At 60.5% G+C, this 12,058-nt stretch carries 16 protein-coding genes; 9 read left to right on the top strand and 7 right to left on the bottom strand.

What is annotated here, in order from left to right; translation table 11 throughout:
• Positions 1 to 9: 9 nt before the first annotated feature.
• The 8 genes from AC22G1_RS07075 (at position 10) to AC22G1_RS07110 (ending at position 7,520) form a co-directional block, all read left to right on the top strand.
• A complete protein-coding gene (locus AC22G1_RS07075; RefSeq protein WP_487316130.1) occupies positions 10 to 948 on the top strand; it encodes an efflux RND transporter periplasmic adaptor subunit in 939 nt (312 codons plus the stop codon).
• On the top strand, positions 941 to 4,036 hold the full coding sequence (locus AC22G1_RS07080; RefSeq protein WP_487316131.1) for an efflux RND transporter permease subunit: 3,096 nt from the start codon (positions 941 to 943) through the stop codon (positions 4,034 to 4,036). The genes AC22G1_RS07075 and AC22G1_RS07080 overlap by 8 nt, the downstream gene beginning before the upstream one ends.
• A gap of 8 nt (positions 4,037 to 4,044) precedes the next feature.
• Entirely contained in the window at positions 4,045 to 4,341 is a 297-nt protein-coding gene (locus tag AC22G1_RS07085) for a metal-sensing transcriptional repressor (RefSeq protein ID WP_487316132.1), read from the top strand.
• Between the two features lie 198 nt (positions 4,342 to 4,539).
• Positions 4,540 to 5,055, top strand: a complete 516-nt coding sequence (locus AC22G1_RS07090) for a DUF2589 domain-containing protein (RefSeq protein ID WP_487316133.1) — start codon at positions 4,540 to 4,542, stop codon at positions 5,053 to 5,055.
• A gap of 53 nt (positions 5,056 to 5,108) precedes the next feature.
• Positions 5,109 to 5,807 carry a DUF2589 domain-containing protein gene (locus AC22G1_RS07095; protein ID WP_487316134.1) on the top strand — a complete coding sequence of 233 codons (699 nt, stop codon included), beginning with the start codon at positions 5,109 to 5,111 and terminating at the stop codon, positions 5,805 to 5,807.
• Between the two features lie 48 nt (positions 5,808 to 5,855).
• Complete coding sequence (locus AC22G1_RS07100) at positions 5,856 to 6,059, top strand: hypothetical protein (protein WP_487316135.1); 204 nt, start codon at positions 5,856 to 5,858, stop codon at positions 6,057 to 6,059.
• Positions 6,060 to 6,071: 12 nt separating this feature from the next.
• The gene (locus AC22G1_RS07105) at positions 6,072 to 6,548 is read left to right on the top strand and encodes a hypothetical protein (RefSeq protein WP_487316136.1); all 477 of its coding nucleotides are present in this window, start codon (positions 6,072 to 6,074) and stop codon (positions 6,546 to 6,548) included.
• A 54-nt stretch (positions 6,549 to 6,602) separates the two neighbouring features.
• Complete coding sequence (locus AC22G1_RS07110) at positions 6,603 to 7,520, top strand: hypothetical protein (RefSeq protein ID WP_487316137.1); 918 nt, start codon at positions 6,603 to 6,605, stop codon at positions 7,518 to 7,520.
• Here the strand turns inward: AC22G1_RS07110 and AC22G1_RS07115 are convergent.
• The 5 genes from AC22G1_RS07115 to AC22G1_RS07135 form a co-directional block, all read right to left on the bottom strand.
• Positions 7,498 to 8,835 (bottom strand): LuxR C-terminal-related transcriptional regulator, encoded by a 1,338-nt coding sequence (locus AC22G1_RS07115; protein WP_487316138.1) that lies wholly within the window; start codon positions 8,833 to 8,835, stop codon positions 7,498 to 7,500. The two genes, AC22G1_RS07110 and AC22G1_RS07115, sit on opposite strands and share 23 nt — an antisense overlap.
• Before the next feature lie 90 nt (positions 8,836 to 8,925).
• On the bottom strand, positions 8,926 to 9,516 hold the full coding sequence (locus tag AC22G1_RS07120) for a DUF1294 domain-containing protein (RefSeq protein ID WP_487316139.1): 591 nt from the start codon (positions 9,514 to 9,516) through the stop codon (positions 8,926 to 8,928).
• Between the two features lie 7 nt (positions 9,517 to 9,523).
• Entirely contained in the window at positions 9,524 to 9,964 is a 441-nt protein-coding gene (locus AC22G1_RS07125; RefSeq protein WP_487316140.1) for a hypothetical protein, read from the bottom strand.
• A 1-nt stretch (position 9,965) separates the two neighbouring features.
• Positions 9,966 to 10,391: a hypothetical protein gene (locus AC22G1_RS07130; RefSeq protein WP_487316141.1), complete on the bottom strand. Its 426-nt coding sequence runs from the start codon at positions 10,389 to 10,391 to the stop codon at positions 9,966 to 9,968.
• A 73-nt stretch (positions 10,392 to 10,464) separates the two neighbouring features.
• Positions 10,465 to 10,845, bottom strand: coding sequence for a hypothetical protein (locus tag AC22G1_RS07135; RefSeq protein ID WP_487316142.1), 381 nt, complete (start codon positions 10,843 to 10,845; stop codon positions 10,465 to 10,467).
• A gap of 116 nt (positions 10,846 to 10,961) precedes the next feature.
• Between AC22G1_RS07135 and AC22G1_RS07140 the strand changes: the two genes are divergently transcribed.
• Positions 10,962 to 11,210 (top strand): DUF6489 family protein, encoded by a 249-nt coding sequence (locus tag AC22G1_RS07140; RefSeq protein WP_487316143.1) that lies wholly within the window; start codon positions 10,962 to 10,964, stop codon positions 11,208 to 11,210.
• 4 nt (positions 11,211 to 11,214) lie between these two features.
• On the opposite strand, the gene AC22G1_RS07145 is transcribed toward AC22G1_RS07140, so the two are convergent.
• Both AC22G1_RS07145 and AC22G1_RS07150 read right to left on the bottom strand, forming a co-directional pair.
• A complete protein-coding gene (locus tag AC22G1_RS07145) occupies positions 11,215 to 11,505 on the bottom strand; it encodes a helix-hairpin-helix domain-containing protein (RefSeq protein ID WP_487316144.1) in 291 nt (96 codons plus the stop codon).
• Between the two features lie 37 nt (positions 11,506 to 11,542).
• Positions 11,543 to 12,028: a hypothetical protein gene (locus AC22G1_RS07150; RefSeq protein WP_487316145.1), complete on the bottom strand. Its 486-nt coding sequence runs from the start codon at positions 12,026 to 12,028 to the stop codon at positions 11,543 to 11,545.
• Positions 12,029 to 12,058: the final 30 nt, after the last annotated feature.

Genomic DNA, 12,058 nt, shown 5'->3' on the forward strand with positions numbered 1-12,058 from the left:
GGAGCCACCATGCTGCGCTACCTGTTGCTGCTGGCCATGGCGTTGCCGGCCTTTGCCCAGACCCAAACCCTGACGCTGACCGAGCAGCCTTTGCCGGAGCTGCTGCAATTGCAGGGGCTGGTAGAAGCGCGTAACAGCGCCACCGTCTCGGCCCAGACCTCGGGCCGGGTTGCCGAGGTGCGGGTGGACGTGGGCGACACCGTGGTGGCTGGCGACGTTATTGTCCGCATCAACAGCATCGAGCAGTCTCAGGCTTTCGACAGAGCCAATGCCAACCTGGCGGCAAGCCTTGCCACCCAGGTGCAGGCCGAGCGCGATTGGCAGCGCGTCAGTAGCCTTGTTGCCCGCAAGCTGCTGCCCAAGGCCGACCTTGACCGTGCCCGCAGCGCTCGCGACAACGCCGATGCTGCGGTAAAAGCCGCTAAAGCGGCGGCGGCCACCGCCAGCGAGCAGCTCTCTTATACCGCCATCCGCGCGCCTTACGGCGGTGTGGTCAGTGCCCGGCTGGTGGAGCCAGGAGAGCTGGTGCAGCCGGGTACAGCGCTGATGAGCGGCTTTGATCCCACTACTTTACGGGTGCATGTGGAGCTGCCCCAGCAACTGGCGGCGAGCGCCCGCCAATTTGGCTGGGCCAGGGTGGCTGGTAAGGCGCCCACAGCGCTGCTGTTTTTCCCCACCGCCGACAGCCACTCTGGCACAGTGCGGCTACGTTTGATGCTGGCGGCCGATACCCAGGCGCTGCCCGGCCAGTGGCTGGCGGTCAGCGTCAAGGTGGGGGAGCACCAGGGCCTGCTGGTACCCAAAGATTTCATCGTGCAGCAAGGGGAGCTGACCCTGGTAAAAATGCAAGACGGCAGCTGGCGGGCGGTGCGCCTGGGTAGCACCTTTGGTGAGGAAGTCGAGGTACTTAGTGGCCTTGCCGGCGGCGAGGTGATAGTCCATGGCTAAGCTTGGCATCGCCGGGCGCCTGGCGGCCTGGGGCGAGCGCTCACGGCTGACGCCGCTGCTGGCGCTCTTTGGCTTGCTGCTGGGGCTGTTGGCGGCGGCCATCACGCCGCGAGAAGAAGAGCCGCAAATCGATGTCACCATGGCCGATGTGCAAGTGGCCTATCCTGGCGCCAGGGCAGGTGCGGTAGAGAGCGAGTTGGCAACGCCCCTTGAGCAGCACCTGGCGCGCATGAGCGGTATCGACCATCTCTATTCCCAGTCCCGCCCCGGCCAAGCGCTGGTAACGGTGCAGTTCAAAGTGGGTGTGCCCAGGGCCAAGGCCCAGACCGAGCTTTTTGATGCCATGGCATCCTGGCAAGGTAGCAGCGCTTATGGCCAGCCTCTGATTAACATTCGCGGCATAGACGATGTGCCCATTTTGGCCCTGACCTTAAGCGGCGAGGGCAATCTCAAATCCCTTGCCGATACCCTCAAAGGGCCGCTACAAAACGTGCCGGGGGTGCGCCAGGTGCGCATTATCGGCGCCGAGCCTGAGCAGGTTGAGCTGACCTTAAAGCCCGGCGCCATGAGCCGCCTGGGGGTGGATGTGGCCAGCCTCAGCCGCGCCATTGCCGCCCAAAACCCCAGCGCCCAGGCCGGTTATCGCCTGGGGGAGGGGCTCTTGATACCGGTGCAGGCCGGCAGTTTTATCAATGACTCCGATACCCTTAATAACCTGGTGGTGGCGGTGCGTGGCGGCAAGCCGGTGCGCTTGTCGCAGCTTGCCGATATCCACCAGGGGCCATCGGTGCCCAGCCGCTATGTGTGGACCCGCGATAAGGGCCAAGGGGCGGTACCGGCCCTGACCCTTGCCATCACCAAAAAGGCTGGCGAGAACGCGGTGAGCGTCTCCCAAGCGGTGTTGGCCCGGCTTGCTACCCTAACAGCCCAGTGGCTGCCGCCGGGGCTTAAGGTGGAGGTGAGCCGCAACTACGGCCAGACCGCCAACGACAAGGCCAATACCCTCATTCATAAGCTTATTTTTGCTACTTTGTCGGTGGTGGCGCTGGTGCTGTTTGCCTTAGGAAGGCGCGAGGCGCTGGTGGTGGGTAGCGCTGTGGTGCTGACCTTGGCAGTCACCTTGTTTGCCTCCTGGGCCTGGGGTTTTACCCTCAACCGGGTGTCGCTGTTTGCGCTGATTTTTTCCATCGGCATTTTGGTGGACGACGCCATCGTGGTGGTAGAGAACATCCACCGCCACCTGGGGCTGGGCAAAAGCCTTAAAAGCGCCATACCCGGCGCCGTGGACGAAGTGGGCGGCCCCACCATCCTTGCCACTTTTACGGTGATCGCCGCGCTGCTGCCCATGGCCTTTGTGTCGGGGCTGATGGGGCCTTACATGAGCCCCATTCCCATCAACGCCTCCTTGGGCATGGGGTTGTCGCTGCTTATTGCTTTGACCGTAACGCCCTGGCTGGCCCGGCATCTCTTGAAAGACAGCAAGGCCCCCCCCGAGCAGCCGCCTCGCGCCCAGCGCTTTTTTACCTGGCTGATGGCGCCTTTTTTGGCCCGGCGCCGCAACCGCTACCTGCTGGGCTTTGGGCTGATTGGCCTTATCGCCTTGGCGTTGGGGCTGGCGGCCGTGGAAGCGGTGGTCTTAAAAATGCTGCCCTTTGACAATAAATCCGAGCTCAAGCTGGTGCTGGACATGCCCGAGGGCACCAGCCTTGAGCGCACCAATGCCGTGCTGCTGGCCATGGCCAAAAAGCTCGATGCCATAGACGAGGTGGTGGCCACCCAAATCTACGCCGGCAGCGCCGCGCCCATCGGCTTTAACGGCCTGGTGCGCCAGTATTACCTGCGCCAGCAGCCCAACCTTGGGGACATTCAAGTCACCTTGGTCGGCAAACACCAGCGCCAGCGCTCCAGCCACCAGTTGGCGCTGGCCATTCGCCAATTGCTCACGCCCTTGACCCAAGGCGGCGTGCTCAAAGTGGTGGAAGTGCCCCCCGGGCCGCCGGTATTGGCGCCCATTGTGGCTGAGGTGTACGGCCCAGATAACGCCAAGGCGGCCCGCACTGTGCAGCACGCTCTGGCCGCTACCCGCGGTATTGTGGATTTGGATACCACCCTGGTGGCTGATGCCCGCGAGGAGCTATGGCAGGTTAACCGCCAAAAGGCGGCGCAGCTTGGGGTCAGCCCCGAGGCGGTTACCCAGGCCTTGCAGGGGGCGCTCGGCGGCATCACCGTCAGCCATCTGGCGCTACCCGGCCAAACCGAGCCGGTGGCGCTGACCCTTCGCCTGCCCGGCAGTTGGCAGGGGCAGCTGGCCAACCTGATGAACATCACCGTCACCAGTAGCCAAGGGGTCAGCGTGCCGGTTGGCGAGCTGATTGAGCGCCAAACCCTGCCCTTTGCCCAGCCCCGTTATCACAAGGATCTGCGCCCGGTGGTGTACGTCACGGCGGACATGGCCGGCAAGCTCGACAGCCCCCTTTATGGCCTGTTTGCCGCCGCTGGCAAGCTCACCTTGCCGCAAAACTTTACCCACCAGCCAGACATCTGGACCGGCGCCGCCGTCAAATGGGACGGCGAATGGCAAATTACCTTTGAGACCTTTCGCGACATGGGGCTCGCCTACGCTGTGGGGCTGCTGCTGATTTATCTCTTGGTTGTGGGGCACTTTGGCAGCTACGCCACGCCGCTGGTGATCATGGCGCCCATCCCCCTTACCCTGATTGGCATCATGCCGGGCCACGCGCTCCTTGGCGCCCAATTCACCGCCACCTCGATGATCGGCATGATTGCCCTGGCGGGCATTATTGTTCGCAACTCGATTTTGCTGGTGGATGTCATTCGCCATGAGGTGGCGGCAGGGATGAGCCTGGATGAGGCGGTGGTGTTTGCCGCCAGCGTGCGGGCCAAACCGATAGTGCTGACCGCCGTTGCCGCCATGCTGGGGGCGACTTTTATCCTCGATGACCCCATCTTCAACGGCCTGTCGGTGAGCCTTATCTTCGGCATGGCGGTGTCCACGGTGCTGACGCTACTGGTGATACCGCTTTTGTACGCGGCGCTGCTGCGCCGCACTGGACAGCCACCACAATAGGCGGGATCATGGCCAGCATCGCAATGAAGGAAACCGGCATGCAACCGACACCGGAACAACAAGACAAAATGCTCAAGCGCCTGGCCCGGGTAGAGGGGCAGGTTCGCGGCGTGCAAAAGCTTATCCGCGAAGAAGCCGATTGTGAGAAGGTGATGCAGCAGCTCACCGCTTCACGTAAAGCCTTGGATAAAGCCTTTTTCGAAATGATGGCCTGCGTGATTGAGGGCAACGTGCTGGATAACGGCGCGGCTGACAACGCCGAGCGCATGAGCGAGATTCGCCGCCTGCTCACCAAATACGCCTAAGCTACCTGCCAAGTGGCGCCGCCCTGGCGCCGTGCCCGCTCCGGCGGGTGAGTGTTAATTCCTTTTATTTCAGTGTGTTGCGTTATCTCTCACCCGGCCGGGTGAGGCCTTTCACCCGGTCGGGTGATGGCTCGCCTTGTGCCGCATCCTTAGACTTTTCCCCTATCAATGGTCAGGACAGCCAGCAAGGGGCAAGGGATGATCAACCTCGAATCGTTAGTGGCGGTGGTACATACCAGCGTGCACTCGGCCAACCAGGCCCTGCAAGACCGGCAGCAGCAACTCTTTGAGCGCTTTTTTGAGCAAGTCGAAGCCCCGGACACCCGGGTCAAAGCCGTTGACGGTGAAGCCCAGCCCACCCGCGCCCATTACCGGCCCAAAACGGTCAGCATGCTGTTTCCCCAAGAAGGCCCCAATGGCGTTGAAACCGTGCCGGTGGACATTCCCATCCTAACCCTGGTGCCCATGGGCAACGCCCGGGTGCAAAAGGTGCGCTTTAAAACCCGCCTGGAAGTGAACCTCAACGACAAAAACGAGATGCAGCTGGCCTTTCCCTCACCCAAGGGCCGCCGCGGTCTTTTTGGCGCTGACAACGACACCCCCACCCATGTTGCCGAGCTGGAGATCGAGCTTGGCGAAGATACCTCGCCCGATGGCCTCAAGATGCTGATCGAGGGGTATGAACGAGCACTGCGGGCACAGATCCCCGGATAGGTGACCGCCCCAGTACGTGCAATTGACTGCAACCACAGATAAGGAGATTTATCATGGCAGATCCTGTCAGCACAGGCCCCGAGCTGGTGTCCATGGCCCAGCAATTTACCGGCCTGCCGATGCGTTCATTGATTGGCGGCCCGTTAAACGCCGCCGCCCAGGCCAACAGCATGATGGCGATGACTCAGACCAAATTCATGCTCGACACCTGTTTTACCAGTAAGTCCGAGGCTGACGCCGATGGCAAAGCCAACGACACCCTGACCCCGATCATGGTCACCATGGAGATCACCCGTGGGGTGATTGGCCAGAACGTGGGCGAGAACGGCAGTACTAGCGCCAACATTACCAACGTCACCACCCGCTTTGACCTGCCGCTGCTGACCTTGATCCCCCTTAACGCCCTGGGGGTCGACAATGTGCAAGTGGATTTCGAGATGGAAGTGAAATCCAGCTACAGCGCCGAGTCGTCTGAGTCCAGTAGCGAAGCCAGCCACCAGGAAGGCTCGTTCGCAGCCAAGATGGGTAGCGGCTGGTTCTCGGTGGAAGTGAATGGCAGCGTTAGCCACGACAGCAAAAGCGAGTCGTCCTCCTCCAACAGCTACCAAAAGAGCAACAGCGCCAAGTACACCGTCAGCGTGCACGCCGGCCAGCTCCAGCTGCCACAGGGGGTCACCACCATCATCCAGGCCTTCACCAACAGCATCAGCCCCGTCACCCTGGGCAATTCTGCCCCAGCCAAAGCCAGCTGATAGCCCGGCCCGGCGCTTTGGCTGCCGGGCCTTTTTAAGGAGCACGTTATGAAAACCACCATTCCCTGCCCCCAATGCGGTGGCGCCATCGCCATGGAAACCACCACCTTGCTGCAAGGGGCGCGCTTTGCCTGCCAGCGCTGCGGCGCCAATATTGGCCTTAGTGCCAGCAGCCGCCCTGTGGTGTCCGACGCCATGGACGCCTTTAGCAAGCTCAAAGAACAGGCCGGCCAAAACAAAACCTGCCACTAAAAAGGAGGGCCCATGCAGTGGCAAGCCGGTTTGTTGGCACCCAGCACGCTGGCGGCGCTTATTCTGGCCAGCAGCGAGCGCATTGCCTGTGCCATCAGTAGCGGCGCCGGCGCGGAGATCTGGCTGCAAGTGGAGTTGGCGCTATTGCTTTGCGAGCAAGGCGCCAGTGTCGAGCGCCAGCTTTGCTACCCGGCGCCGCGCCAGCGCTGGCATCTTGATTTATGGGCCGAGCTGCAAGGCCAGTTGCTGGCCATTGAGCTCAGGGTAGAAAACGCCGCCAACAGCGGCAGCATGTTGCTAAACCAGGTGCATCAGGAACTGGCCAAGCTGGTGTACTTCACCCCGGTGCCCATCGAAGGGCGCTGGGTGGCGGCTCTGGCCCACAGCAACGCCGGCCGCGCCGCCCTCAAACGTTTCAGTGGCGACCCTGATAATCATGGCCATTATTTTGAACAGGCTGATCTGGGGCTGCTGTTGGCGCAACCTTAGGTCTTAACAGCCACTTCTATACAGGGATGTGGCGCTCAATAAAGGAACCGAGCTATGGAAAACGCAACCAAACTGACCCTTGAAAACCTGGTGCCCGGCGACGTGCTGGTGATGGTGGGCGACCTTCGCGCCTCCAACCCCACCCGCGCCTTGACCGAGCTGATTACGCTGCTTACCGACTCTGATGTCAGCCACAGTGCGCTCTTTGTGGGCAAATCGGCCGATGGCAAATACCAGTTGATAGACGCGGCCCTGAGCGGTGTGGGCCTGACCAGCATTGCCGACAACGACAACACTGACGACCCGCGCTATGCCCGCTGGTATGTGCGGCGCATGGCAAAACCCTCCTTGGCACCGGTGGTGCAAAGCGCCGAGTCCTACATTGGCCGCGCCGTTTACGACAAAGCCTGGCTGGTGATGCTCGGGGTGCTGCTGGTGGTGGAGAACATCCTGCCAAACGGCCCCAAGGAGCGGTTGGCGTTGCAGCTGCTTAAGCACTTTTTCTATGCCATCGATCAGCGCCTTAACCGGGGCGACAACGCCCATTTTGTCTGCTCCGAATACGTGGCGGTGGCCTTTAAAGATGCCGGTAGCGACTATGAGCTCAAATTCAAGCGCGGCGCCCTGGTGCAAAAGGCCAACCCCATGGACATGCTAAAACGCCAGTTCCCCGCACTAGAGGCCAAGGCCTTGGCGGATGACGAACTGGCCGAGGTCACCCGGGGCCTTAACCTGCAGGAGCCGGCGCTGAACCTCGGGGCAAGCCTTGGCCGCAGCCTGGAAGAAGACCTGCTCAACGACGCGGCCAAGTTGGTGGTCAAGCTGCTAAAAGACACCGATCTCAGCACCCGCACCCGGCTGCTGAGAAAGGCCGCCGATTATCAAAGCGCCTTCGTTACCCCGGCCTGCCTTAAGGACGACTGCAAAAACCTGAGTGATGAAGGGCAGATCACCCTGGGCTACGGACAATAGGCACCCCCGCTAACGCCAAATCGGCAAAAAAGCGCGCCGCCTCCGCGGGCGGCATCACCGCCGCCACCAGGGTTTGCACATTGGCCAGCCGGCTGTCCGGGCTGGCCATTTGCGTTTTCATGGCCTCGGCCATGGTGGCCACCAGGGCGTCGTCTTTTTCCCGCACCGCAATGCTCAAAAGCACCAACTGCAAACCGGCCTGGATGGTCTGGTTATAGAGCATGGCTTGGCGGGCCAGACGCTTGGCCTCGGGGTAGTCGCCGGCCCAGTAGTAAATCAGGGTTTTACCGGCATAACAGCGCCCCGAGTGGTGGCCGTCCGGGAAGATACTGAGGTAGCGGTCGTAGCTCGCCTGGGCTTCTTGGTAGCGGCCGTTAAGGGCCAAGACCTGGCCAATAAGAAACAGCGCATATTCCATGGCCGGGTTGATGATAAGCGCCTGGCGAATATGCACCAGCGCCTCGTCATGGCGCTGGCTGACCATGCAATAGAGGGTGAAAGCGAGGTGGGCATAGGCCGAGTCGGGGGCCATGTTGCAGGCCTGCTGGGCGCTGGCGGCCATTTCTTCGAGGCGCTCCGGCGCCGCTTCCAGGCAGCCTTCAAGCATGGCCACATAAAGCACCAGCACGTTAAAGCAGTGCATCAGCGGCCATTGGGGGTAGCGCCGGCGCAGCTGCACCATCAGGCTGCGCGCCTCCAAAAGCTGCTCGGTACTGCGGTGGCGCAGTTTAAACTCGGCGCTGTAAAGGGCCTCAAAACCGCTCGGCATGCGGCTCTCGGCGCGGCTCAAGGTGGCCTGGTTGCCCTGCATCTTGGCGACGATAAGCGCCGCGTAGTGCAGCACCGTCTCTTCACTGCCAGCGCTGATGGCAGGGCCCGTCCACAGCAGGTATTGCTGCGGGCCGGGTTCCTGGTAGGTCAGTACCAGCCGCTGGCGGGCATCGGGGGTGTCTTCTATCCGCAAACTGTAACCGGTATCAGCCAGCCCCTGGCTTAGGTGAATTAGCTCAAAGCGGGCCAGGGCATCGGTCAGTGCCGTGACAAACTGGGCGGTGGCGGCCAATTGGCCCTGGCAGGTGAGCACCAGCGCCATACGTTCGCCAAGGGCGGCGGTACGGGATTGGTGCTCAAACCATACCGAGGCCTCGGTGCGGTTACTCAGGTTTAACTGCTTGAGGATATTGGACAGGTGGGTCTTGACGGTGTTTTGCGAGAGGTTCAGCAATTTGGCGATGTCGGGGTTGGAGCAGCCTTTGCTGACCAATTCCAAGATCTCGAGCTGCCGTTCGCTAAGTTGGGGGCTGTCGTCTGCCATTACTGTCCCTTCCCTGATTGGCTACAGCGCTGCCGTCATGCCGGTGCGTCATTTAAATAAAAACCATGGCGCCATGGTGTGCCACAAAGGCTATTGGCTGACAAGCTGCCCGTTTAGCCAGTAAAGCCCGGCGATATTGGCCACCACCGTCAGCCAAAACACCACGCGAAAGGCGGTCTTTTTTGATTTGTGGCGAAAAAGATATTGGGCCATGGCGGCGCCCGGCCAGCCCCCTGCCAGCGCAAAAAGGTGCAAGGTGTTCTCCGGGGTGCGCCAGTAGCCGCGCTGGGCGGCGTGTTTATCCCGGGCGTAGAGCGCAAAGCTGATGAAACTGGCGCCGATATAAAGGCCCGCTATTGCCATCGGCACTATTTTAAGCGCCCCAAGGGCGATGATGACCAGCAAAAACGCCAATCCCAAGGCCGAGCCCAAGCCGCCACTTTTGGCCGGGCGATGGGCAGACGTTTTTTTATCCCTGACCAGGCGTACCGCGCGCGCCTGCCGGCGGCCTTTGTCGTCTTTGACCACCTCGTAATGGATAAGGTCGCCCTCAACCGGGCGGCGGCTTGGCCCGGTAAAGGCCGAGATATGCACAAAAGCGCGCTCACCGCCGCCATTGGGCTCGACAAACCCAAAGCCTTTGTCATCGTTCCAATTGCTAAGGCGTCCTTGGTAGCGCATGGGGTTCCTAAAAGGTCAGGCCAAGAGCCAGCACCAACGCCAGGCACAGGGCAATCAAGGTGAGGTTAATCAAGGCGCGCAGCCAAAAAGGGCTGGCGCCATAGCCAAGAGGCAGGGTTTTACTGAACGCTACCAGCAGCCCCATCAGGGCAAACCAGGGCGTGAACAAAAAGGCGCCGCTGCCGCGCACCAGCATGGTGACGGCGTCGTGCAATGCGCCGCAGCCCACAAAGGTTAACCACAGCGCCAGGGCCGCTGGAATATACCGGGCCAAAGGCCGGTACAGGCGATACCCCAGGTAGTAGCTGAAAATAGGGTTCCAATAGACCCAAAAGCGGTCAAAGGAGCCGGCGCCAAAGGCCCGCCTTAGCATCTGGCCAAGGGAGCCTTTGGCCCCAAGCGGCAGGCCGGTGCGTTTTTTAACGTAAAGGCCGAGGCTAATGGCCATCTCAGGCGGGGTAGGCCGGTATCTTGGCGGGCAGGGCGGCCGCGCTGCGCCAGGCCTTGATGGCGATGGCGCACAGCACCAGCGCCGAGAGGTCGATGGCGATATGGCTGTTGTCTTGGATGATCATCACTCCGACTGCCCGGTAGGTACTTAAGGCGATAAAAACGCCGCCTAGCTTCACGCCAAGAATTTGCAGGCCATAGAGGATGGCGCTAAGGCTCAGGGCGCGGCGTTGGCGCTGCACCACCAGGTAGCCCAGCAGCACCTTTAACAGCGGCAACACAATCAGCATGGCGCCGTGAAAACGATCGCTGGCGATGATGTCGCTAAATGCGCTGTTGGCCTCTATCAGGCCGCCGATGGCATCGAGAAACAGCAGGCCGGCCATCACCTTGGTCCAGGGGGTATGGCGTGAAAAACGGTTCATGGCGTCTCCTTGTTATTTTTTGACTCTACCGCGAGTAGGCGCCCAGCGGGAAATGCGAAGGGTTTCAAAGTGTTTAAAAAGCGTAACGAAACACCGCCACCAGCATTGGCATCAGCAGCAGGGTGCTGAATATAGCAAGGAGCCTGGCGTTACCGGCGCCCAGTTGCGCTTTGGCGAAACGTAGCTTGGCTGAGCGAAGCGGCGCCCAAAGCGACAGGGCTAGGGTGATAACCAACCACAGCTGCCAACACCAGGGCGCCAGCAGCGCCGGGGTGGCAAACACAAAGCTGGCAAAAGGAATTAGCCCTGCCACCAGCCACAGGGTGTTGGCCCATTCTTCGGCCACCACCTTTTGGGGCCGCGGCTTCGAGCCGCGACAAAGCGCAACCAGCTTAAAAGGCAGCGGCGCCAGCAGCAGCGCGGCGGTTAGCCAGAAGGCGAGCATCCATAGCATTGGCATTCCTCCTTGCGGTTTACCATTTTTCTTTTACCAACAACCGCTTGCATTGCCAAGGCCCTGGCGATGCACTAGCTTGAAGGCAAGGTTTTTATCCAAAAAAGGAAGCCGTGATGAAGGTCACCATCAACGTGGAATGCACCCCTGAAGAAGCCCGGGCGTTTTTGGGGCTGCCAGATCTCAAGCCGCTGCAGGCCTCGATGATGGCCGAATTTGAAGAGCGGCTACGCACCGGCCTTAATGAAATGGACCCCCAGGCCCTGGCCAAAAACTGGTTTGGCGGCGCCAACATGAAGGCCTTCGAGGAGATGCAAAAAGCGTTCTGGACCCAGATGACGGGCAAGGCCGGTAAAGGGGAATAAGCCGTTACAGCGCCGGGTATAGGCGCTTTCGCTGCGCGGTAAAGACCCACCAGGGCTGGGGGTCGCCCCCTGCCATAAAATCTGTCACCGACATCAGCACGTCCAGCACGCAAGGGTCTTGGCGGCTAGCGGTCAGCTGGCAAAGACGCTGATACAGCGCCAAAGGGTCTTGGCCTATTACATCTTCTGGCTTGAAAATCCCCAAGAGGCGTAAGTCCTCGGCCGAGGCTTTGCCGATATTGGGTAAATCGGTGAGGCGGCTGAGGTTATCCCGAGACACTTTGGCGGGGTTCATCCATTGGCTCCTGCTGCCCTATTAAGGGGCCCTGTCGTTAAAAAGCGCCGGCTATCTTCCAAAGACCCAGCAGCGGTAAAACCACCGCCCAAATAAAGAGCGCCGGCAGCAAAAGGTATCCCCATTTGTTGCTTACGACTCTGGTCTTGGCCGCTGGCCAATTGCTGTTATCCAACGCCACCATGCCAAAGTCACTCTCAAAGCGCCCGGCAACCTCGGCGCAGCCGGTGCTTAGCGCCTCGTCGATGGCCGCCTTTAAGGCCTGCAACCCTTCTATGTTACCGACAATGGCATCATCCCAAGCATCGTCATAAATCTTTACCCAAGGGGTTTTATCAGGCATTGCCTTAAGTTCTCTTATTTTATTGCCAGGGTCTTTGGGTATTTCTACCTGGCTTTTTCTGTCAAGTGAATGCTGGTTTTCTACCCAAAAGCGCTGCAATGAATAAGGAAATGCCAAAATCGTGCGGCCAAAGGCGAAATAACCGCAGTGTCCGGTCTGTGCCATCGGTTTGAAATCCATTATTGTTAAGCTTTGTTACACATTATCGCG

The organism is Gallaecimonas zhanjiangensis, from assembly GCF_057624825.1.

Bases quoted from the DNA above. Each gene is read 5' to 3' on its own strand.
- AC22G1_RS07125 (WP_487316140.1), bottom strand. From the start codon at position 9,964: ATGGCCATTAGCCTCGGCCTTTACGTTAAAAAACGCACCGGCCTGCCG.
- AC22G1_RS07145 (WP_487316144.1), bottom strand. From the start codon at position 11,505: ATGAACCCCGCCAAAGTGTCTCGGGATAACCTCAGCCGCCTCACCGAT.
- AC22G1_RS07075 (WP_487316130.1), top strand. From the start codon at position 10: ATGCTGCGCTACCTGTTGCTGCTGGCCATGGCGTTGCCGGCCTTTGCC.
- AC22G1_RS07100 (WP_487316135.1), top strand. From the start codon at position 5,856: ATGAAAACCACCATTCCCTGCCCCCAATGCGGTGGCGCCATCGCCATG.
- AC22G1_RS07080 (WP_487316131.1), top strand. From the start codon at position 941: ATGGCTAAGCTTGGCATCGCCGGGCGCCTGGCGGCCTGGGGCGAGCGC.
- AC22G1_RS07140 (WP_487316143.1), top strand. From the start codon at position 10,962: ATGAAGGTCACCATCAACGTGGAATGCACCCCTGAAGAAGCCCGGGCG.
- AC22G1_RS07120 (WP_487316139.1), bottom strand. From the start codon at position 9,516: ATGCGCTACCAAGGACGCCTTAGCAATTGGAACGATGACAAAGGCTTT.
- AC22G1_RS07150 (WP_487316145.1), bottom strand. From the start codon at position 12,028: ATGGATTTCAAACCGATGGCACAGACCGGACACTGCGGTTATTTCGCC.
- AC22G1_RS07115 (WP_487316138.1), bottom strand. From the start codon at position 8,835: ATGGCAGACGACAGCCCCCAACTTAGCGAACGGCAGCTCGAGATCTTG.
- AC22G1_RS07110 (WP_487316137.1), top strand. From the start codon at position 6,603: ATGGAAAACGCAACCAAACTGACCCTTGAAAACCTGGTGCCCGGCGAC.
- AC22G1_RS07105 (WP_487316136.1), top strand. From the start codon at position 6,072: ATGCAGTGGCAAGCCGGTTTGTTGGCACCCAGCACGCTGGCGGCGCTT.
- AC22G1_RS07085 (WP_487316132.1), top strand. From the start codon at position 4,045: ATGGCCAGCATCGCAATGAAGGAAACCGGCATGCAACCGACACCGGAA.
- AC22G1_RS07095 (WP_487316134.1), top strand. From the start codon at position 5,109: ATGGCAGATCCTGTCAGCACAGGCCCCGAGCTGGTGTCCATGGCCCAG.
- AC22G1_RS07130 (WP_487316141.1), bottom strand. From the start codon at position 10,391: ATGAACCGTTTTTCACGCCATACCCCCTGGACCAAGGTGATGGCCGGC.
- AC22G1_RS07135 (WP_487316142.1), bottom strand. From the start codon at position 10,845: ATGCTATGGATGCTCGCCTTCTGGCTAACCGCCGCGCTGCTGCTGGCG.
- AC22G1_RS07090 (WP_487316133.1), top strand. From the start codon at position 4,540: ATGATCAACCTCGAATCGTTAGTGGCGGTGGTACATACCAGCGTGCAC.